This is a genomic window from Armatimonadota bacterium, assembly GCA_037138755.1.
Classification (GTDB): domain Bacteria; phylum Armatimonadota; class Fimbriimonadia; order Fimbriimonadales; family Fimbriimonadaceae; genus Fimbriimonas.
This window is the reverse complement of sequence record JBAXHT010000001.1, coordinates 1,943,104-1,963,512: the sequence shown is the minus strand read 5'-3', so window position 1 is coordinate 1,963,512 and position 20,409 is coordinate 1,943,104. Positions and strand designations below refer to the sequence as shown.

The 20,409-nt window shown below is 54.0% G+C and carries 26 protein-coding genes; 16 read left to right on the top strand and 10 right to left on the bottom strand.

Features of this window, described 5'->3' with window-relative positions:
* Nucleotides 1-3 precede the first annotated feature (3 nt).
* Complete coding sequence (locus WCK51_09340; protein MEI7577086.1) at nucleotides 4-507, top strand: TlpA disulfide reductase family protein; 504 nt, start codon at nucleotides 4-6, stop codon at nucleotides 505-507.
* A gap of 60 nt (nucleotides 508-567) precedes the next feature.
* Here the strand turns inward: WCK51_09340 and WCK51_09335 are convergent, their stop codons facing one another.
* Entirely contained in the window at nucleotides 568-2,013 is a 1,446-nt protein-coding gene (locus WCK51_09335; protein ID MEI7577085.1) for a serine hydrolase domain-containing protein, read from the bottom strand.
* Nucleotides 2,014-2,090: 77 nt separating this feature from the next.
* Here WCK51_09335 and WCK51_09330 point away from each other — a divergent pair, with 77 nt between their 5' ends.
* The 5 genes from WCK51_09330 to WCK51_09310 are packed head-to-tail and all read left to right on the top strand — an operon-like array spanning nucleotide 2,091 to nucleotide 6,316.
* A complete protein-coding gene (locus tag WCK51_09330) occupies nucleotides 2,091-2,609 on the top strand; it encodes a helix-turn-helix domain-containing protein (GenBank protein ID MEI7577084.1) in 519 nt (172 codons plus the stop codon).
* 27 nt (nucleotides 2,610-2,636) lie between these two features.
* Entirely contained in the window at nucleotides 2,637-3,170 is a 534-nt protein-coding gene (locus tag WCK51_09325; GenBank protein ID MEI7577083.1) for a nucleotide exchange factor GrpE, read from the top strand.
* Nucleotides 3,167-4,546: a phosphoglucosamine mutase gene (gene glmM, locus WCK51_09320; GenBank protein MEI7577082.1), complete on the top strand. Its 1,380-nt coding sequence runs from the start codon at nucleotides 3,167-3,169 to the stop codon at nucleotides 4,544-4,546. The genes WCK51_09325 and glmM overlap by 4 nt, the downstream gene beginning before the upstream one ends.
* The gene (locus WCK51_09315; GenBank protein MEI7577081.1) at nucleotides 4,530-5,288 is read left to right on the top strand and encodes a type III pantothenate kinase; all 759 of its coding nucleotides are present in this window, start codon (nucleotides 4,530-4,532) and stop codon (nucleotides 5,286-5,288) included. The genes glmM and WCK51_09315 overlap by 17 nt, the downstream gene beginning before the upstream one ends.
* A complete protein-coding gene (locus WCK51_09310) occupies nucleotides 5,285-6,316 on the top strand; it encodes a hypothetical protein (protein ID MEI7577080.1) in 1,032 nt (343 codons plus the stop codon). Before WCK51_09315 ends, WCK51_09310 begins: the two co-directional genes overlap by 4 nt.
* Here WCK51_09310 and WCK51_09305 read toward each other — a convergent pair.
* The 3 genes from WCK51_09305 to WCK51_09295 are packed head-to-tail and all read right to left on the bottom strand — an operon-like array spanning nucleotide 6,313 to nucleotide 8,376.
* Nucleotides 6,313-7,182: a hypothetical protein gene (locus tag WCK51_09305; protein ID MEI7577079.1), complete on the bottom strand. Its 870-nt coding sequence runs from the start codon at nucleotides 7,180-7,182 to the stop codon at nucleotides 6,313-6,315. The genes WCK51_09310 and WCK51_09305 overlap by 4 nt on opposite strands.
* A 45-nt stretch (nucleotides 7,183-7,227) precedes the next feature.
* Complete coding sequence (locus WCK51_09300) at nucleotides 7,228-7,821, bottom strand: sigma-70 family RNA polymerase sigma factor (protein MEI7577078.1); 594 nt, start codon at nucleotides 7,819-7,821, stop codon at nucleotides 7,228-7,230.
* Nucleotides 7,822-7,863: 42 nt separating this feature from the next.
* Complete coding sequence (locus WCK51_09295; protein ID MEI7577077.1) at nucleotides 7,864-8,376, bottom strand: DUF4446 family protein; 513 nt, start codon at nucleotides 8,374-8,376, stop codon at nucleotides 7,864-7,866.
* 65 nt (nucleotides 8,377-8,441) lie between these two features.
* On the opposite strand from WCK51_09295, the gene lepB reads away from it, so the two are divergent.
* The 3 genes from lepB to WCK51_09280 are packed head-to-tail and all read left to right on the top strand — an operon-like array spanning nucleotide 8,442 to nucleotide 10,199.
* Nucleotides 8,442-8,903, top strand: coding sequence for a signal peptidase I (gene lepB, locus WCK51_09290; protein ID MEI7577076.1), 462 nt, complete (start codon nucleotides 8,442-8,444; stop codon nucleotides 8,901-8,903).
* Entirely contained in the window at nucleotides 8,894-9,373 is a 480-nt protein-coding gene (locus tag WCK51_09285) for an NUDIX domain-containing protein (protein MEI7577075.1), read from the top strand. Before lepB ends, WCK51_09285 begins: the two co-directional genes overlap by 10 nt.
* Nucleotides 9,374-9,392: 19 nt before the next feature.
* Nucleotides 9,393-10,199, top strand: coding sequence for a sugar phosphate isomerase/epimerase (locus WCK51_09280; protein MEI7577074.1), 807 nt, complete (start codon nucleotides 9,393-9,395; stop codon nucleotides 10,197-10,199).
* Here WCK51_09280 and WCK51_09275 read toward each other — a convergent pair.
* Nucleotides 10,187-10,960: a ribonuclease H-like domain-containing protein gene (locus tag WCK51_09275; GenBank protein MEI7577073.1), complete on the bottom strand. Its 774-nt coding sequence runs from the start codon at nucleotides 10,958-10,960 to the stop codon at nucleotides 10,187-10,189. The genes WCK51_09280 and WCK51_09275 overlap by 13 nt on opposite strands.
* 2 nt (nucleotides 10,961-10,962) lie before the next feature.
* The gene (locus WCK51_09270; protein ID MEI7577072.1) at nucleotides 10,963-11,511 is read right to left on the bottom strand and encodes a hypothetical protein; all 549 of its coding nucleotides are present in this window, start codon (nucleotides 11,509-11,511) and stop codon (nucleotides 10,963-10,965) included.
* Nucleotides 11,512-11,544: 33 nt separating this feature from the next.
* Between WCK51_09270 and WCK51_09265 the strand changes: the two genes are divergently transcribed.
* From WCK51_09265 to WCK51_09250, 4 genes are all read left to right on the top strand, one after another.
* Entirely contained in the window at nucleotides 11,545-11,994 is a 450-nt protein-coding gene (locus WCK51_09265; protein MEI7577071.1) for a cytochrome c maturation protein CcmE, read from the top strand.
* Between the two features lie 3 nt (nucleotides 11,995-11,997).
* Nucleotides 11,998-14,346: a cytochrome c biogenesis protein CcsA gene (ccsA, locus tag WCK51_09260; protein ID MEI7577070.1), complete on the top strand. Its 2,349-nt coding sequence runs from the start codon at nucleotides 11,998-12,000 to the stop codon at nucleotides 14,344-14,346.
* An 82-nt stretch (nucleotides 14,347-14,428) separates the two neighbouring features.
* Nucleotides 14,429-14,791, top strand: coding sequence for an aspartate 1-decarboxylase (locus WCK51_09255; protein ID MEI7577069.1), 363 nt, complete (start codon nucleotides 14,429-14,431; stop codon nucleotides 14,789-14,791).
* Between the two features lie 511 nt (nucleotides 14,792-15,302).
* Entirely contained in the window at nucleotides 15,303-15,539 is a 237-nt protein-coding gene (locus WCK51_09250) for a hypothetical protein (protein MEI7577068.1), read from the top strand.
* 46 nt (nucleotides 15,540-15,585) lie between these two features.
* On the opposite strand, the gene WCK51_09245 is transcribed toward WCK51_09250, so the two are convergent.
* The gene (locus tag WCK51_09245; protein MEI7577067.1) at nucleotides 15,586-16,668 is read right to left on the bottom strand and encodes an acyl-ACP desaturase; all 1,083 of its coding nucleotides are present in this window, start codon (nucleotides 16,666-16,668) and stop codon (nucleotides 15,586-15,588) included.
* A gap of 54 nt (nucleotides 16,669-16,722) precedes the next feature.
* Nucleotides 16,723-17,079: an immunoglobulin domain-containing protein gene (locus WCK51_09240; protein MEI7577066.1), complete on the bottom strand. Its 357-nt coding sequence runs from the start codon at nucleotides 17,077-17,079 to the stop codon at nucleotides 16,723-16,725.
* An 86-nt stretch (nucleotides 17,080-17,165) separates the two neighbouring features.
* On the opposite strand from WCK51_09240, the gene WCK51_09235 reads away from it, so the two are divergent.
* From WCK51_09235 to WCK51_09225, 3 genes are all read left to right on the top strand, one after another.
* Nucleotides 17,166-17,717 (top strand): hypothetical protein, encoded by a 552-nt coding sequence (locus WCK51_09235; GenBank protein ID MEI7577065.1) that lies wholly within the window; start codon nucleotides 17,166-17,168, stop codon nucleotides 17,715-17,717.
* 87 nt (nucleotides 17,718-17,804) lie between these two features.
* Nucleotides 17,805-18,455, top strand: coding sequence for a BON domain-containing protein (locus WCK51_09230; GenBank protein ID MEI7577064.1), 651 nt, complete (start codon nucleotides 17,805-17,807; stop codon nucleotides 18,453-18,455).
* A 102-nt stretch (nucleotides 18,456-18,557) separates the two neighbouring features.
* On the top strand, nucleotides 18,558-19,052 hold the full coding sequence (locus WCK51_09225) for a DUF1269 domain-containing protein (GenBank protein ID MEI7577063.1): 495 nt from the start codon (nucleotides 18,558-18,560) through the stop codon (nucleotides 19,050-19,052).
* Nucleotides 19,053-19,375: 323 nt separating this feature from the next.
* On the opposite strand, the gene WCK51_09220 is transcribed toward WCK51_09225, so the two are convergent.
* Nucleotides 19,376-20,020, bottom strand: a complete 645-nt coding sequence (locus WCK51_09220) for a hypothetical protein (GenBank protein ID MEI7577062.1) — start codon at nucleotides 20,018-20,020, stop codon at nucleotides 19,376-19,378.
* Nucleotides 20,010-20,354 carry a PadR family transcriptional regulator gene (locus WCK51_09215; GenBank protein ID MEI7577061.1) on the bottom strand — a complete coding sequence of 115 codons (345 nt, stop codon included), beginning with the start codon at nucleotides 20,352-20,354 and terminating at the stop codon, nucleotides 20,010-20,012. The genes WCK51_09220 and WCK51_09215 overlap by 11 nt, the downstream gene beginning before the upstream one ends.
* Between the last annotated feature and the right edge of the window lie 55 nt (nucleotides 20,355-20,409).

Here is a 20,409-nt window from a genome sequence, read left to right as displayed (position 1 = left end):
AACATGAAACAAACTCGTTGGTTCGTTCTTGCTGCCGTTGTTGTCTCCTCCATGGTTTTCGCCAAGGGTGGGCCCGAGACTCTGCAGGGCAAGACGATGCCGGCATTTACAATGACAACGTTCGGGGGACAAAAGGTTACCAGCGCGTCCCTCAAAGGCAAGCCCTACATCTTGGACTTCTGGGCAACTTGGTGCGGACCCTGCAAGGCAGCTTCACCTTTGATGCAAAAGCTCCACGCAACTTACGGGGCAAAGGGGCTGAAGGTCATTGGCGCAAACATGGGCGAAGACCCGAAGTCGATGAAAGAGGCACTTGCCTATCCGAAGAAGCACAAGTACAGTTACACCTTCACGAAGGGTAACGACGCACTTGCCGGAAAGCTTGGTGTAGAGGGAATTCCTTTGTTCATCTTCGTTGACAAGACCGGAAAGGTCGCCGCAGTGAAGACCGGCTACGGTCCGGGCGCAGACGCCGATTTCGAGGCCACTGTCAAGAAGCTTCTCTGAGCTTTGGAGTAAACCCTTCCCCCGATGTAGCAAAGCTCATCGGGGGTTGTTTTTGAATCCCTAGTTTTTCGCGGCCACCGCCAGCACCGCGCTTAACGGGGGAGCTGGACGCATTGGGCTCCCAACGTTCATAACCGAAACAACCACCATTCCCTTCTCAGGGAAAAGAGATAGTTGGGCTTCCATGGTTCCGTTCGAGCCGTTGTGGCCATGCATCAACCCGATGCCGGGAACTGTCTCAATCCCCCAACCACATGCGTAGCCGCGGCCAGTCCCATCGGGCAACCCCTTGTGTAGACGTTTGATCGTCTCCGGCTTTAACAGGCCGCCTTTCCCTTTCAAACCATCCAAGTGAGCCTGACCGTAACGAGCTAAGTCCCCGACTGACATGAACATCCCTCCGCCGGCTGAAGCTGTCATGACGTCGAGAACTCCGAAGAAATTAGCCTCTTCTAACCCGTTAGGTGTCATCATGTGCCCGCTCGGACGGCTCTTTGGCAGGGTATCCGTGTTTGTAAAACTACTCTTCAACTTGAGAGAATTGAAGACGTACGTCTTGACTAGTTTTTCGTAGGCAACGCCTGTCACCTTCTCAGCGATTACCCCTAAGATCGCAAAACCGCCATTCGAATACTCAAAGGCCGTGCCCGGTGTGCTCGTTGGCTGCCGATTGAGTAGATCCTTCGCGTACAGAAGCCTCACCTTGGTTGGTTCTGTCTCTCCCCCGATCATCCTGTCCACGGTCTCCCTGTCGAAGCGCAGATCAGATGGAACTCCGCTACGATTTTGCATCAGTTGTTCGACGGTGACCTCTCGATATGCAGGCTGCATCGGAACATCTGGCAACACTTCACCGAGTTTGGTTTCCCACTTGAGTTTTCCAGATTCGATCAATTTGCCAATCACGGTCGTGCAGAGCGACTTCCCTATTGAGCCAATGCTCCATGGTTCATCAGGCCCCACTTTGACTCGATTGTTTAGACTCCGGGTACCAGCCACCGCAATGTCAATCTTTCCATCTCGTGAAGTGGCAACGGCTAATGCAGGAGCCTTGGCGTCAGCTCGAACCAGTTCGCAAAGCTCGGCCAATGTCTTCCACCCCGCGTAAGTCCTGACAGGCTTCGCTTCAAGAATCTCCGGGGGGCCAACGTTGAGGCGCACCATCTTCGCCGTCGATCCTGGTGAAAGGGTTAAGACGAATCCGTGCTCCAAGCCTCGCGCGTCTGAGACTAGTGCCTTCAGTTGTCCCCCGGACTCAGAAACGACCCGCTTTAAGGTGAACGGCGCCCCGCGCTCAGCGATCATCATCATGCCCTTCACCCGATCCACGAGCGGAACGGAGGAGTCTGCTTTCGACTGAAGGAACTTTTCAATCGTTGCTTGATCTTTCGAGTTCATCACTTGGATCACTTCCTCGAGCAGCGATCCCTCCGCGACCGGGGCACGACAGGCAGAGACGACTCCGACGACCAGAAATAGACCAAGAAGGGACTTGATGATTCGCATAACTTTCCTAGCCCCAAAACGAGGCTACAAACCTTGAGGTAATTATAATTCAAAAAGTTGATATAATTTGAATAAATATGAAAAGTGAAGTCGTGCTTTCGGAAGAACAGCTCAAGTGCCTGGCTTCGCCGGTACGAGCCGACGTGTTCGAGACTCTCAAGTCCAAGGGACGAGTTTCGGCTCGTGAGCTGAGCACCAGCATGGGAATGTCTGCCCAAACCATTTACTTCCACCTGAACGAACTCTTAAAGGTCGAACTCGTTGAAGTCGTCGAGCGAAGAGCTGCCACTAAGCGACCTGAGAACGTCTTTGCTGCGACTGCATTGTCCTACCGATTTCCTGAAGGGCAGCCGGACATCGAACACCTCGTCTTAAAGTCGATCTCTGCAACGCTTCGCCGGGTGATGCGAAACTTCGAGTCCCATGCGCATGACTCTGAAAATGCACAGATCTTGAGAACGGTGATCTGCCTTTCTGAGGAAGACTTGTCCATCTTCAAAAAAATGATCTTTGACGCGCTCGAGTTCGCCCGGGATCAGCGAGACGATAACGCAACCCCAAGGGACTTCACTATGCTTTTGCACCGTAGAGATTAACTCTCCCAAGGTAAACTTGAACTCAAAATGGACGAGCCACAGGTTCAAGAGAAACTTACCGACGAACAATCTGCCGAGCAAGTTGAAGGCGATTTGAACGCGATCTCAGAAGCCGTCGCCAAGCTCACCGAAGAGCGCGACCAGATTCAGGATCAGCTTGTTCGCACAATGGCGGACTTTCAGAATTACAAGAAGCGCCAGCAGGCCGAGCAAGCGATGGTGCGGCAGTACGCAACAGAATCCCTGGTCATGACCCTTCTGCCCGCTCTCGACAACTTCTCACGAGCCGTCGGGGCCGCTGAAAATGGCGGATCGATGGAGTCTCTCCTGACTGGAGTCAAAGCCATTGACAAGCAACTTCGCTTCATTCTCGAACAGCAAGGAGTTCAGGCGATGGTCTCGGTAGGCCAGCCGTTCGATGCCAACATTCATGAAGCAATCGGCACGGTTGCAACGGACGAGTACGAAGCAGACACCGTTGTTGAAGAAGTTGCGACCGGCTATCGGATGGGTGACAAGGTCATCCGTCCGGCAACGGTTCGCGTTTCGGTGAAGCCATGAGCCGTAAATTCTTCGGCACCGACGGAATTCGCGGAGTTGCCAACCAGAAGCTGACAGCCGAGATCGCACTGAACCTGGGAATGGCGGCAGGCCGCTATCTCATCGAAACCGGCGAAACCCGTAGAGTCGTGATTGGCAGGGACACGCGCAAGTCAGGTCCCATGCTCGGAATGGCCCTGGCCGCAGGATTCAATGCTGCAGGAGTCGATGTGGTCGCCGTGGGTGTAGCACCAACTCCTGCCGTTTCGTTCGCGGCTCGGACTGGCGATTTTGGAATGGGGATTATCATTTCGGCGTCCCACAATCCCTTCCCTGACAACGGGATCAAACTCGTTGGGCACGACGGCTGCAAACTCCGGGACGATGTTGAATTGCGGATTGAGCAGCTGATGGAGGAGACCTTCGAGCGCCCAGTTGCTGGTGGAGTTGGTGCGTTCTCCCAGGCTCCGGAGTTGTTGGGTGCCTATGCTGACATGCTAGTCGGCCTGATTCCAGGAGGGCTTGACGGAATGAAAGTCGCTGTCGATGGTTCGCACGGGGCCGCATACGCCCTAGGGCCAGAAGTGCTTCGACGCCTAGGAGCTGAGATCGTCGTCTGTGGCGATGCTCCAGACGGGGTGAACATCAACGAATTCGGCGGAGCCACGAAGCCAGAAGTCGTCCAAGAACTCACCAAGAAGAGCGGCAGCATAGTCGGCGTCGCCTTTGACGGCGATGCAGATCGCGCTGTGTTTTCGGATGGCCAGGGCCGCCTCATCAATGGCGACCGAACGATTGGAATCTGGGCCGAGCACGCACAAGCCCAAGGCAGGTTGCAACCAGCCACGGTCATCGGAACCGTGATGTCTAACGGCGGATTCGAGCACTACATGGCCCTCAATGGCATCCACGTCGAGAGAACCCCAGTTGGGGATAAGTACGTCGCTCAAAAGATCGCCGAAACTGGCGCGCTGATCGGTGGCGAGCAAAGCGGCCACATCATCTTCCCAAACCACGGCCCAACTGGGGACGGCCTCATCACCTGTCTGGAGCTTCTAAAGGTCTTTAAGGAATCAGGCCGGGATGCGACAAGCTATTACGATGCCTACGAGCCTTGGCCCCAGCTCCTGGTCAACATGGAAGTCGCGGATCGTTCTACCTGGAACGATGGGGAGCTAGTGATGACTGCCCTTGAGAACGCCAGTAAGGATCTTGCTGGTCACGGTCGCATCAACGTTCGAGCGAGCGGAACTCAGCCAATTGTGCGGGTTATGGTGGAGGCCGATAGTTACGACCTTCGCGACCTGGTTGCGGCGAGTGTTGTTGGTGCGATCACCAAAGAAGCAGGCGGCAAGATATACAGCCGGGTAGATTTGACTCATGCTCTTGGCGATTGATGTCGGTAACAGCCATACAGTCTTCGGACTGCACGACGGCAACCGCTGGGTGGATACTTGGCGACACCGAACCGACATTGAGTCCACCGAGGACGAACTTGCTGCTTGGCTTAAGTCGATGTTTGAAGTTGCGGACTACGAGTTTGAGACCGATAAGGTGGTGTGTGCTAGCGTCGTTCCAGGGATTGACCGAACGCTGAAGCTGCTCTGCCAGAAATACTTCGGCAAGGAACTGCAGTTCCTCACGGGGAGCGCGAACCACGGTGTGGCGGTTGATTATGAGCCAAAATCCAGCGTGGGAGCCGACCGGATTGCTAACGCACTTGGAGCGCTTGCCATTCAAAACGGGCCGATGATCGTGGTGGATTTTGGAACTGCAACAACCTTTGATGTTATTGACAGCAAAAACGTCTACGTTGGCGGTGCGATTCTCGCTGGCCCTCTGACCAGCCTCAGCGCGCTTGTGAAGAACACCGCGAAGTTACCTGCCATTGACCTCAAAGCTCCCGAAAAGGCGATCGGGAAGACGACCAGCCACAGCATCGCAAGCGGCGTTATGTTTGGGTATGCCGGTGCGATAAACGAACTCATCGGCCGAATTTCGTCCGAGCTTCAGGGAAAACCGTTGGTTATCGCCACCGGCGGTTTGGGAGAGATTTTCACTGAACTTTGCGACGGGATCGATGCGTATAACCCTATGCTGACCCTCGAGGGTCTGCGCCTTTTCGCCGAAAAGACATGATCGCCGCCGCCCTAGCCCTGTCCCTGATGGACACCCCGAAGACCGAGGTGCGGCCTTTTGAGATGGCGCTGAATCCGGTCAAAAAGTCACCACTTAAGTTCACCGACAAGAACATACCTTTCGAGTTTGAATGGATGACCGAGGGGTTCGCCCATGCATGGAGTAGCACCCCTGAACCACAACTTCGCTTTAGGGTTTTTGCCCAAGACCGCAAGGTTCACGCCGAGCTGTCACCATTGGTCACCCGAACTCTGCTCCGGCTCTGGGCTTTCAACTACGATGAACTGAAGATCGACCATAAGCCCGACTACGCCAAGAGCTGCGTCGATGTCTACCTTTGCTGGGCAGGACAAGCCGGAGGCGAACACCTCTTCGATGAAGACCCCCAAGCTCCGGGAGGCGGCTCAAGTAAGGTTAACACGATCTACATTTATGATCTTCCTACGTTCAAGGAGAAGATGGAACAGCTACGAGAAGTGGCGCATGAGTACGGACATGCCACGCTCCCAGCGGTCGGCGGATACGACTATCCCGAGTACTGGGCGAACGGATTTCTTGGCGAAAAGCTCTTTCTGTCCGAATTGTGCGTTAGAAAGGACTATGATCCGGAACAGATGATGGGCGTGAGCCAAGCCGAGTGCCAAGCGTGGGTGCGGGAGAAAGCGCGCCCGCTAATGTTCAAAGCCGCCCAAACTTTTCCCAATGCCGATATGTTCAAAGGCAAAGGCGAATCTGCCATGAACCAATACATCGGATATCTCCTTTGGGTTCAATTCTGCTTCGAGCCAAAGATTGTCAGCCGGCTAATGAAGATCAACGGGGACAAGCCGGGCACGCTCCCGAAAACGCTCAAGGAGTGTCTGGCTGATGTTGTGAGCACCGATATTCCGGTTCACAAGGAACTTCAAGGAAAGCTCATTTGGCTGCCCGATTTGCCTGGTCGATGGAGTGGGGCGACAGTTAAGCTCCGAAAGCAGGGACAAATTGGAATGGTTCCGACAAGCGGAACCATTCGGCTGCGACCTTAGTTGTGAGCTTCGATGGAAATGATTCCGTCCGGAGCCGTCGAAATCGAATAATCTTTGCTCGGCAACACGGTTGAGAGCATGGCACCCGCGTCATCACCCTTCACGTCCCACTTCGTTGTTACTTCCAGCTTTGCGCTTGGCATTCTCAATGAGATCACTTTGTGGAATTTTGACGAGACGCCCTTGAGGAAGTCTGCAACCTTGCCTTCGCCTTGTAGATCAAAGACCGTCGACGAACCAGGAACTACAACGAAGAAGTCGCCTTTGTCGCCAGTGACTTCGATTTGGAAGATGGCTGACAACGGCTCACTGTTGATTAACGGATATCTGGTGGAGTCACCGTTCAGGTCTGCCTTCTTCAACTCTTGACCCGTGCCGTAAAACGTCGCGGTAAGAGTCTTCGGCCCACTCGAGTTGTAGCTTAGAACTGCGTCTGCTGCTTGCATCTTGATTTCGATAGTATCAAGAACCTTCGGAGCCTTGACAGCAGCAGAACTTATTCCGGTCATGTCCGCAGTCACCGGACCCTCGCTTCGGTTCTTGATCGCCATCACCGAACCGACAATCGCGACAGTCGCAATTGCACCAAAGCCTAACGACTTCGACCAATTTAGAAGAGACAACGCTGGCTTTGCGCTGACCGCTGCGTCCATCCGATCCGCGATTCTTGATGAAAGGAAGGATGGAACTTCAACTGTTTCCTCTGGCATTGTCGCCAAGGTCTCCATCATCAAGGAAAATGCTTCATAGTCCTGCTTGAGGTCAGGGTCGGTGTCAAAGCGTTTCTGAATCTGCTGGGTAAGTCCAGCGTCTAGCGAACCTTCGTAAAGGGCGGAAAAGTGTTCTTGTAATCGTTCGCGGCTCATTGGAAATCCATCTCCTGTTAAGGGTTGATGAGTCTTCTGACTCGCTCAGACCTTAAATAGTTCCTCGTCCTGGGCGAGAATTTCTCTCAAGCTGATTCTCGCTCGGTTCAATCGACTCTTGACGGTGCCAATCGGAAGGTCAAGTGACTCTGCGATCTCTTCGTACGAGAGCTGTTCGGCATGATACATCACGATCATTGACTTCTGGAACTCTGGCAGTTGTGCGAGGGCTTTGTGGAGCAGGGCTTCCCGCTGATTCCGCTCGACCAACTCGTCCGGAGTTCGGCCCGGATCCTCGATTTCTCGTGTGACATCTTCGTCATCCTGCTGGAAGCCCGAGTCGAGGCTGAGATTGCCCTTCCCTTTCTCGCGCTTGCGTTGATCCAGATAGCAATTGGTGATGATTCGGTACAGCCAAGTTGTAAACGCGGCGTTTCCTTTAAAGTTTTTGAGGGCGTTGTTGATCCGGACAAACGCATCTGCAACAACATCAGCCGCAATATCTGGATTTCGGGTGAGCCGAAACGCGTACTGGTAGGCCCGATCCTGGTGCTTGCGAATGAGTTCATTGAGCGCTCCGCGATCCCCGCGCTGCGCCTTCTCGATCAGAATATTATCCGGTTGAAAATACTCGCTCAATCCTTCTCCTGATTCAACCTAGCCCCAACAAGTTACCCGCTCTCAGCCAACCCGCGAAGGCGAAGTCACTGCGATCTCAATCGCCTGCTGCTCCTCGTTAGTCAGGTTTCGGTCCGATTTTCCTGCCATGAGAGGCTTGCCGTACACCCTTCCCTCGGCTCGACCGATGATGCTACTCAAAACGATCCCATCGCCATTATCGTCGTATACCGCCATGGCAAAGGATTGCAATCCACCGATATCTGGGAAGGCATCATAGCGGACCAGGCCAACGTGACGTTTTGAGCGCATCATTTTGCGTTCAAGTGTTTCCGTTCGACCATCGATTGAGTCGACATGCCGCTTCAGGTCCTCCCGCATCCGCCCATGCTCAACGAGAACTGCCTCTAAATCGGCCCCTTCGGCTCCGGACAAAATTTCTCTCATCCTTGCCTGAGATTTTTTGACACTCAGAGTGAGGGCTAGCAGAAACCCGCCGAAAACTAGATTGAAAACGAGGAGAACGGCGAGTATGGGACCTGAATTGTCGCGTAGAGAATCGAAGATTGTTGCCATAACCCCTAGAACTTGACGAGCAGTGTGCTAGAACATTAAGTATAGCGGACACGGATGGCAGGCTAATGGAGAACGAATCGATCACAAAACCAAAACCGAAGCGCAGAGTTCGGTTCTTCACCGTGTTCCTCTTCATCGTTCTGATCTTGGCAGGCGTCTTCGGGTTCAACTTCAAAACAGCTGTCGTTGACGGGCAGTCGATGAATCCCACACTTTCTAATGGCCAAAAGGTGTTAACTACCAAGGCCTATTTCCTAGTTGGAGCGATCAAAAAGAACGACATCATCGTGCTTCAGGAGGAGCAATCGGCCTCGAAGTACTTCATCAAGCGAGTTTACGGCATGCCCGGGGATCAGATCCCGTGGGCTTTGGCTCCCCAGGATTGGCCATTGGAGAACGGACCCTACACGGTTCCCGCGGGAAGAATCTACGTCATCGGCGACAACATTCTTCACAGCGATGACAGTCGGAAGTTTGGCGCATTCAAGTTAGAAAACGTGCTCGGCAAGGTCGTCACATGGCGGTAAAGAAGTTTCCTTCTGGAAGCTACGGTCGCCAAACTCTCCAGTTCTATCCCGCGCCCTACAAGTCTCAAATCCGGGCATTTGCGGCACTTGTGTTCCCTTGGAAGGACGAAGAAGTGTTGCTCTGCAACATCGAAGACCGAGGGTGGTGCATTCCGTCAGGTCGAGTCGAGGCCTATGAGACATCGCTTGACGCGGTGAAACGGGAAGCTCTTGAAGAGGCCGGAGCCCAGCTCGATTCGATTCAATACATCGGCTGCTATCACATTCGAGAGAAGTCCGAGGTTCGCTGGGCCGATGTCTATACAGCGCGGGTAGTGGGCTTGCAGGAGATTACGGCCACCGAAGAATCGCTTGGGAGACAATTTGTGACCATGGAGGCACTTCCCTCGATCTATTACCAGTGGGACCCTCAAACTGAAATGGTTTTCGATCACGCTTTGAACGTCATGCGCCGCGCCGCGAACCTTTGATCGTGCTAACATTCCTAGCATGGTCTCTAGCCTGATTCTCGCCGCCGCTCTAGCAAAACCGATGCCCTTCAAGCTGTGCGTCCAGGCTTGGACGTTTCACGAGTTCACCGCCTTTCAGGCCATCGAGAAGGCCGCAGCAGCTGGGGCCAAGTATATGGAGCTGTTTCCTGGTCAAAAGCTGAAGGACGGTGGCGAATCCAGCGTCGGTCCATGGATGTCGCCTGCAGACCAGGCTGCGCTCAAAGCTCAGTTCGAGAAGTATAAAATTCAACCCGTCGCCTTCGGGGTCACCGGAATCGAAAGCGATATCAACAAGGCACGTCCGCTCTTCGTTTGGGCGAAGTCGATGGGAATCGAAATCCTCAATACCGAGAGTTCGGATTCTATGGACACCATCGAGAAACTGGTCAAGGAGTTTGACATCAAGGTCGGGTTCCACAACCATCCGAAGCAGCCGAACAATCCGAAGTACGTGATCTGGGATCCAAACTTCGTTTACAACCTCGTCAAGAATCGCGACAAGCGCATCGGCTCATGCGCCGACACCGGGCACTGGGTTCGCTCGGGAATCAAGCCGGTTGACGCCCTCAACATTCTTAAGGGTCGAGTGGTGAGTAGTCACCTTAAGGACCTTCACGAGTTCACTCCAGGCGGCCACGACATGCCGTATGGCCAAGGCGTCTCCGACGTCCCCGGAATCCTGGGGATCTACAACAAGATCAACATGACCGGTTCGGTGAGCGTCGAGTACGAATACAACTGGCAAACCAACGTCCCCGAAGTTGCCCAATGTTTGGGCTTCGTGCGCGGCCTTTACGCTAAGTAGTCACTGGCAAATACTGCATCGAACGTGGCGGATTTCTTCATCTCATATGCGATTTCCGCCAAGCGCTCCATGTTGACCACATCCTCGCGGTTATAGGCGATCAGCCGATCGAGTGCACCTTGATTCCTGGTCATCTCCCACTTGCGCCACAGCAGAATCGCATCGTAGCCGTTAAGGCCATCGGTATCTCCCCCGCGATCAATCCCGAAGAACTTCTCAATCTTCTTTAGGCCGCCTCCAACCCCAACCGATTTTAACGTTGGGCAAAGGTCAAGGTGAACTTGATCCAAGACCAAACGAGGAAATGCCTTCAGGATGATCGGCAGATCGAATGACGCTCCAAAGAACGTCACGATCATCGAAAAATGACTGATTCGATCTCGAAAAGACTCGAGGGACTGCTTCCGAACGAAACACTCAAACTCGTGACCGTCGTAAAGCCCGATCATCGTGATTGAATTTCCGCCCTTCCCGCCATCGGTCTCGATATCCACATAGGCGACCGAGTCTCGGAACGAGGGAAACGCTCGCCACGCTTCCTTGAGGCCCAGAAGCGGCGTAAAGAACTGGTGCTCACCTTGAGCAAGGGCTTCAACAGACCGGTTGAGAACTCGCTCAACCTTATCTAAGTCAGCTGCTCCGAAAGACAAGTCGCCAAGATTATCCAGCGCATCCTGCCAAGTGAGGCAACCACGCTTCCACAGGGCCTGCTCCATTTGGGTGCCGACCCCGGGAATGTGGATGAATGTGTTTTCTAGCAAGGCTAGTCGATCTTGACCTTAGGCTTAGCCGACGGTGCCAGATCTGGACGAGGAACAACAACCGTCATTCCCCCAGATCCCCAATACCGGAGCTTGTCGCCGGTGATCTGATACGTTCCGGTCATTCCCTTGTTGTCAAACTCACCGTACAACCGGAAAATTCCCATCCCGTTGTAGCGGGCGGACAAGTCTCGTCCAAACCACTGAATTGCCTTGAACGTGCCGTCAACAACGATTCGCCCCTGCCCGTGGAAGAGCAACCGTTCTCGATCCTTGTTCTCGTACTCTTTCCGGACGTTTCCTGTGACTTGAACTGGGGCGTTTTCCTTGAGCCCCACAAACAGAACTGTCCCTTTAAAGTTCATCTCAAGTTTGCCAAATGCGTTCCTCTCACCGGGGCTCACGATCTTAAAGCTACCGATTGCAGCGTTTAAGACGACTTCACCCTTTTCGCTTGCCGGTTGGGCTTGAGCTGGCTTCGCCGGCGGAGTCTGAGGAATTGCCGCCGCAAAGACAGCTAACATCGCGAGACAAGAAACTCGAAAATTCATAGTGATAACCAGTAGTATGGCAAATTTGGTGCCATGGTAGGGCGATTTGCTGACAACCCCAAACGTAGAACCATCATGTCGGACAACTCTCCGGTACCATTAGTTCCAACTATGCGAGGTTCCACGATCATTCCCGTTTTGATTTCGGTCGTCGCGATCGGAGTCGTTGCCGCCGTCTTCAGTCAAGGTGCCTCGCCGTACATCACAATTGCTGAGGCCAGGAAACTATCTTCCGACCGCCTAAATCTTGGATTGGAACTCGATAAAAAGTCAATTTCGCGGAGCATCCAAACCGGAGCCATCGAGTTCGACGGCAAAGACAAGAACGGAGAAAAAGTTCACGTGATTTACAAAGGTGACCCGGTAAACAATCTGGATCAGGCTGAGCGAGTCACAGCAATCGGCAAGCTTGATGGAGACAATTTCGTCGCCGAGCAACTTCTTACTAAGTGCCCGAGCAAGTACGAGGCCGAGAAGAAGTAGCCGATGGATAAAGATGCTCAGTTAGCCCAGCTCGCCGATGCCCCCGCATGGGGCAACATGCTCGGAGCGGTTGGTCGCTACAGCATCATCTTTGCCCTCATCGGATTCGTTTTCGCCATCGTCTTTAGCATCAAAGATTTCGCCAAGCTTCGACGACTTGCTTTCGGTGTCGGATGCCTTGCGATCATCTCCGCTTTCGGCACTCTGATCACACTGTTCGTTACAAACCAGTTTCAGTTCAAATACGTTGCAGAGCATAGCGAAGCGATCAACCCGTTGATCTACAAAATCTCCGCCCTTTGGACTGGGCAACAGGGCAGTTTCCTGCTCTGGGCGTTTTGGAGTTCCATTTGCGCTGGCGTGACCTTTCGACGAGCCCAAGGGCTTGAGAGGGGCTACACCGCCGTTTGGTCGGTGATCCTTGGACTACTTGCCGGAATTCTGACTCGTGAGACACCCTTTCAGTTGATCGAACAGGCGATAACAACCAAGGGCGTTATCAAGATGCCGTTCGATGGAAACGGCATGGTGCCAACGCTCCAGAACTACTGGAACAACATCCACCCGCCCGTTGTGTTCTTCGGCTTCGCTTCATTGGCGATTCCTTTCTGCTACGCCATGGCTGGCGTTCTTCATAAGGACACCAACGAGTGGGTGAAGCTCACGCGTGGTCCGGTCATTTTTGGCATGACCATCCTCGGGGTCGGCATTTCGCTCGGCGGTCTCTGGGCCTACGAAACCCTGAACTGGGGCGGCTTTTGGGGCTGGGATCCGGTAGAAAACGTCTCGCTCGTTCCCTGGCTATTCCTGGTCGCGCTGAGTCATGGAATCATCATGCAGACCACTCGGCAAAAGTGGATCAGCACAAACGTCTTCCTCGGCGGTCTACCGTTCATTGCGTTTGTATACGGCACATTCTTAACCCGAAGCGGTCTGCTTGACAAAGTGAGCAATCACAGCTTCGCCCAGATGGAAGGCGGCGCGCTGCAGATTCTCCGGGCAGGCATGATCGGTCTCATGATCGCCTTCGTTGCGGCTTACATCATCACTGTACACCGACAACCGAAAACTGAGAACCAAGAACCCGCGGCTGGAGTTAACCGAGAGACGTTTTACCAAATGGGCATGCTTAGCCTTTGCCTTTTGGCATCAGTTATCGCACTTGGCATGAGCTGGCCTGTCATCACCGCGCTCCGCGGCGGTGAGGGTGCTCGGGTCGAAGAGGCGGTCTACCACCGTGCACTCATCTGGTTCTTCGTGCCGATCATGATTGCGATTGCCGTCGGCCCGATCGCCAGTTGGAAGCGAGAAGGCCTAAAATCACTCACCTCCCGATTGATCACCCTGCTAAGCATCAGCCTGGGTCTAGTGGGTGCTCTGCTACTGGTGTTTAAGCACGAGAAGTTTGGCGTCAGACTCACTCCTGGCGCGACCCTGCACACGCCCCTTCAGGGCGTTGAGTTCCCGCTTGTTCCCGGAATGGCGATCATCATGTTCCTCGCCATCTTCCCGGCGATCACCAACCTCTGGCGAGCCATTGAACTCAGCAAGCGCTCCAAGCTCGGTGTCGGCCCATTCATCTCCCACTTTGGAATTTGCGTTCTGATTGGTGGCTTACTGATCTCACGCGGATTCGAACGCGAAGCAGACATTACGATCACTGCCCAGACTCCAGGCGAAGGAATTGGATACAAGATCGCCTTCAAAGCATACGACTGGGAAAAGCGAACCGACCGAAACAACCGAGTCAAATTTGAGGTCACTGATCCCGACGGTCGCCAGTTTGAGATCGCCCCAACGCTGTTCTACCACCAGATGGGCGGGCCAGAAAGTCCGGAGAACGCGCAAGTTTGGCCCTATATTGTCCAGAGTTTCAGCCACGACCTCAATTTCGCCATGGCGGAACCGGTCGTAGAATTCTTCAAGCCGGCAATGATAATCAAACCCGGCGAGACGAAGACCCAATCAAACGTGACCGTGAAGCATCTCAAGTCGACCAACAATGGTAAGTTTGGTCAGTCGGGAGCAGAGTTTGGTGCCCAGCTCGAAATCAGCTACGAGGACCGAGGCGAACTGAAGAAGTTCAATGTGACTCCAACCCTCAAGCTAGTTGAAGGCGGACTGCAGCCAACTCTTCACCCAGCCGGAGATTTTCAAGTCGCGCTTGAATCGATGAACGCGAATGACAAATCGGTCAATGTTCAGCTCTACGTCAACCCTCCCTTCTTCCCCATCAAGCTCTTCTACAAGCCCCTCGCCTCACTGGTCTGGATTGGAACCGGAGTGTTCCTCATCGGTGGATTAATGAGCGCCGCTAATCGACGCCTCAAACGAAACTCTGCCCCCGGTTGAAACATTTCGGGGCTTGACGTCCAAAGCGAAAAATGACCGCCGAAAAACGAAGAACGGTTTCATCTGCCAAAATAAAACTTCGATGCGACTCTCGCAACTTCTGAAGGCCAAACTCCACCACGCGAGGATCACTTACTGCAACCCCGACTACATCGGGTCAATCGAGATTGGTGCCGAGCTCATGCGGGCAGTCGGAATTCAGGATGGCGAACTTGTCCACATCTGGAGCGTCACTGGTACTTCAAGAATCACGACCTACGCCTTTGCCGGTCCTAAAGGCACCATTGGCATCAACGGCGGCGCTGCACACTTTTTCAAGTCGGGCGAGAAGGTCATCATTGCGGCCTTCGACCTTTCCGATGAACCTATCATCCCAAGAGTCCTGTTGCTCGACAAGAACAACGCGATCGAACGAGACATGACCCCGTTCTCCGTCATCGGCTGATCCTCCAGACTGCGAATTGCTCGCGGCGGCTCTCAAAGTCGGGATTTAGCACGAGGAAGCCAAATCTGCTGTACAATGGGAGTTGTTGAGGATGCGAAGACTCTTCCATATCTTGCTTTTCTTAGCCCTGGCAGTCTGCCAGGTGCCGGGAAGCGTGGTGATAGGTCATTGCGAGATGGCGTGTTGCAAGCCGGAGATTTCTGCTGCGCCTCAAGTGAGAGAGAAGGAGACTTGCTGTTGCTCTTTCACTAAAATTGAGCATCACACCGAAAATGAAGCATCAGCCTCTCGAACAATCACGGCAGACTTCGAGGCTCTTGCACTTCCGCAACCAATTCTCTATGCACAATCTTTAATAGTTCTGGCGAACGGAGATCCGATTCCAGAAGCCCAGGGTCCACCCGGGTGCGGAGCAGTATGGCAACCGCCGACCAGGGCTCCGCCTGTTTCCTGACGCACCCACTCGTCAAAAGTGCCGGATGGCACCCGTTACCAAAGGAAAACAGAAATCATGTTGAATACCATCAAACTGGGCGCGATCGCCCTCCTCCTCGTCGTTACGTCCGCTGGAATCGCTCAGCACAAGGCTCCGGCCAAGAAGGCTGAAAAGCCAGCTTGCTGCGCAAAAGGCAACTGCTGCAAGGACAAGAAATGCGATAAGTGCGCGAAATGCAAGATGTGCAAGTCGGGCAAGTGCGACGCTAAGAAAGGTAGCTGTTGCGCGAAGGGCGGCTGCTGCGCTAAGTAACGACTAGATAAAACTGCTCCGAGGACGTTGTCCACGGGGCAGTTTCTCAGTTTGCGGCTTCGTCTTCCGGCTCCATAATCGGGGCGATGTGCTCTTCCCTTTGCTGCCGCTGATACTCAGCGATCTCCGTCAGCTCGGGATTTTCGACGAACTCAAACTGGTCGAATTCGTGTCGTCCAAACGACTCTTCGAAGTGAGTCACGCGCGCGTGAAGCTGGGTGACCTTCTTTTCGACCAGGCCGTAGTCCATCGAGTCCAAGTAAGCACCGCTGCGAAACTTGCCTTCCATGTCCGGAATATCGCGTGAGCGCCGGATTCCGGCTTCAAGAGCCTTGACGCCTTCAATTCCAAACTGCGACAGAACAACCTGAACGACGTCTCGGCTATGCTGTCGCAGGCCGAACACGCCCGCCTTGTGCAGAATTCGAGTGAACTCATCGTAGTCCGGGATGATGTCGTGGGCAGGCATCATGAAGTGCTTCACAATGTCGTACATTGCGGCAACTCCTTCCTCAGGGAAGTAGTACAAGATCAAGCGCGACAGTTCTAGGAAGAAGTTGTAGTGCGCAGCTTCGTCGATGGCGATGAGGCGGCAGGCTTGGGCGAGCACCGGGTCCGTATCATCGACTCCGTCGATCTGCTTTTCGCCTTTGGCGACCAAGCCGAGGTTGAGGTAGTTAACCTGGGTTGCTCGCTCTTGGAAAACAGTGTAGAACACCATGCGGAACGGTTCGTCCCACGGCAAGTGCCACTCTTGGCCTCTAAGCTGGTAGTTATACTCGTGCAACCACTTCTCACTTCGACGACCGCTGAACAGTAGGGCGTTTCGCCAAAGGTCGGCATGGCGCTCTTCTTCGCTTCCCCAGCGGATGTAGAACTGTGAGCGACCGTAGCTCTCGCGGATGACGTTGAGGACTTTGCTGACGTAGTCGGGAATGAACTGTTCGACGGCGTAGTAGCCCTCGACGATTCGCATCGTGGAATCCGACAAGTCCTGGCGAAGGTCTCGCCAGTTCAAAGATAAGTCAGCGTTCCAGTTGCGTAACTCCTGCGACCGTGCGATGTACCAGCGATAGAAGCCAGCAACCGAGCGCTCGAAGGCATACCACCGTTCTGCTTGAGAAAGCATTGCAGTTGCCAAAGCTATTCAAGATAGCTGATTTCACGGTTAAAACACCCGGTTTTACGGCGTTAAAGTCAGCGTCACCGCGTTGCTCGTCGTCGTCCCACCGGCGTTGGAGACCTCAACCCTGTATGTTCCAATGTCACCAGCAACGGAGACCGTCTTTGAATAGGTTGGGCTTGTTCCACCAGTAATTGGCTCGTAAGTGCTGGTTGTCGTATTAAGCTTGAACCACTGGTAGTTCAGGCCTGCTCCCGTGGCAAGGACAGCGAAGCCGAAGGCATTTCCAGTCTTTACCGTCTGATTCGAAGGTTGATTCGCGATGATTGGCTTGACCAACTCATCCAGCTTTCCTCCGCATCCGATCATGGCAACGAGCAGGGGAATGGTGGCTAAGAGGGCGGTCTTTCTGGTCATGCGAATATCTTACTGGGTTCGACGGTTGGGTGGCAGTGACGTTTCTGATTTCGGAGCGATTCGATTACAGATGGTAGCCTCTGGGGATGAGTTTGATCGAGACGTTGCGGGAACGGTTGGCGGACGGGATGCCGTTTGGCTTCTGTCCTTGGGAGGACAGCGACGGGATTCTTTGGGGCACCGTGCTCGAGGTTAATCAGGCAAACTTCCAGGTCCAGCTTCTGGGAACTCTTGGTGAGTTCACCGATGTGGAATGGTACGAACTTGACTCCGTGAGTCGCTTCGACTTTGGTGAGCGTTACGCGGAGCGACTACGACGTCTGCGTGATTTCACCCCTTCCCTTCCCGAGGAGTACGAGTTCGTGATTGACCTTGATGAGATCGAACGGACTCTGATGCAGATTGCAGAGTCGGGCGCGGTGGCCCAAATCCAGGTTCTTCCAGATGGTGCTGTCTCGACGGTTCGAGTTCTCTCCGTTGATGGCGAGTGGGTGACGATGCGGGACTACGACGATTTGATGCAGCCTTACGGGTTGGTTGTTCATCGACTGAGCCGGATCACGGGCATCCGGGCGGGGACGGCTTATGAGGAAGCGGACGAGTTCCTTGCGGCGATTGCTAATCAGTCAGTCATCTGACCGACACAAAGAAGCTGACTTTTCTGAAAGGAGTCATCCCTCGTAACATCAAACCAGCCCCGGCAACGGAGCGAAGGAATTACGAGAATGACCCATGACGAAGAACTCCAACTGTCGGTGATGAATGCGCTTCACGCCAACCCACTGATTGACCCGCGACACATCGGGGTCGCAGTGAACGAGAAGGTGGTTACGCTGACGGGAGTCGTCCCCGGCTACTACCAGAAGCTGCAGGCCGAAAAAACAGCGCTGCACGTTCCCGGAATTCGCGGCCTGGCTCAGGAGCTTGACATTAAGTTGGCACATGAGCATGATCGCAGCGACACTCAGCTCGCTGAGGCGGCGGCGGAGCACTTGCTTTGGGACATGGCGGTCCCTGCCGGGATCTCGGTGACGACCGAGGATGGTTGGGTTACCCTGACCGGGAGCGTTCAGTGGCCCTACCAGCGGCTAGCGGCGGAGCATGCGGTTCACCGTCTGTATGGCTTGAAGGGCATCTTTAACCATGTTGTGGTGAAGCAAGAAGCGACGATGGCCCACATCAAGACTCAGATTGAGGACACCTTGAAACAGGCAGCGCAGCGAGAGGCCGATCGGATTGACGTTCGAGTTAATGACGGCGTCGTTACTCTTCGAGGTGTTGTCCAGGGCTGGAGCGAGAAGAACGATGCGGTTCGGGCGGCATGGGCGACTCCTGGCGTTTCAAAGGTCGACAACTTCCTTGAAGTTGGTGTCTGATGAACTTTGATTTGGTGACCAACCCTGGCCGCAGTTGGGCACCTATCCCTGCTAAAGCCTCCGCTTCCGCGGAGCATGCGGCCCACGAACTGGGCAAACGATATGAACACTATTACAACACAGCAAACCGTTACCGGCACATTCGACACTCACAACCTTGCGGAGGCTGCGGTGAGGCAGTTGGTGAAGGAAGGCTACAAGATGAGTGACCTGACCGTATTGGGCATGGATTACCATAGCGAGGAGCATCCGATTGGGTTTATCAACACTTCGGATCGGATGATTGCGACGGGTTCCTACGGAGCGTTTTGGGGTGGGCTTTGGGGCCTTCTTTTTGGCTCGGCATTTCTGTTTATTCCCGGCGTCGGACCGATCGTCGTCGCGGGCTGGCTGGCTTCATCGCTGGTTGGCGCCGCTGAAGGGATCATTGTCGGCGGAGCGCTTGGTGCGCTTGGCGCTGCTCTTCTCAGCTCGGGAATTCCGAAGGATAGCGTTGTGGAGTATCAAACGAGCGTCCAAGCCGGAAAATTCCTCGTGATCGCCCGTGGCGATGAGAAGGCGCTGGAAACGGCGCGCGCTGCATTCTTTTTAAGCTGATCTGTTTGATGGATTATTCGTCCCGAGTGCTTTGCTCTCGGGGTGTTTTTTCGGGTGCGTGTGTAGAGTTAGAGGGGCATCTTAGGTTCAATGTTGCTTGCATTTGGTCGAAAGATGGGCAGTAAGGGGCAGTCCGTTTGGAGATTCTGGGCTTTTCTTGATGGAAAAATGAAGCATCACTTACTAGGCGACGAAAACGGGGAAAAGTCAACCTTCTTATTGAGAGGTTGATGTGGGGAGTTGTCGTTTGTCAATATCTCCCAGGTTCCAGATGAGTTCTCTGTCAAGAAGTGTGGCTCAAGGAGTTCGGACATCTTGGTTACTCACTTTACTTGGTCTCCCCGGATAGCCTTCGTTCGTTGGAACGAACCTAGCGCAGCCGAAACCACGACTAATACCACCATGGGCGTCATGATCAACCCGACCCTAAAGCTATGGTAGACGATTGCTTCCCTTCCGTACGGAACCGCCAGCAGAACTGGGAGACCCACTGTGAAGAAGGCAGCACTACACATGAAGAGGGTTAGCAGATTATGCCGGCGACGATCTCGACCCCAATACATCATTGCTGAGCAGAAAGCAGTCACGGCAGCCGAATACTGCAAGGCGACAGCGGAGTAGCTAGGCGGACCGACTCCCGCCCAATCGCCAACTCCACAAAGCTTGAGCAGCAGCCAATAGCTGATGAAGAACGAGACGAGGGACATCATTATCCATCTTCGCTTTTCACTCGACGCAGAACTTGCCTTTGCCACACTCTTTCCCAATTCTTGAGCTCTCCCAAACTGCGCAATCGCATTCTGGGTCGCGACATCCTGATTGTCTCCCAGCTCCACATTTGCTCGGATAAGCGCATCGAGATGTTCCGCCGCTTCAAGGGTTTCGGCGATGACGGTCGTCCGGTCGCACCGTTTTTCGAGCTCGGAGGCGTATTCGGCTAGGAACTGAGTTCGGAGGTCATGGTTCATGGATGGGTTTCCTTACTAGGATCAGGTCGACGGAGTCGCGGTAAGTTTGCCACTCGTGCCTTCTTTGTTCAAGCTCTTTGCGGCCCTGATCGGTGATGCTGTATTCCCTTTTTGCGGGGCCAGACGGGCTGATGATCCATTCGGACTGGATGTGTTGCTCGGCCTCCAGTTTTCTCAGAGCCGGGTACAGGGTGCCTTCTCCGGCGATGAATTTATGGTCGCTGAGCGCCCGGATTTTGGCGGCGATGGCGTAGCCGTGCGCGGTCTCGTTTTCGAGAACCGCGAGGATCAGGGTTCCGAGGGAGTCGGAGGCTGATGAGCTTTTGCGTGCCACTGATGGCATTATACATCGAATTCCGACTTACCTCATCTTTTCTGAATTTGCCGCT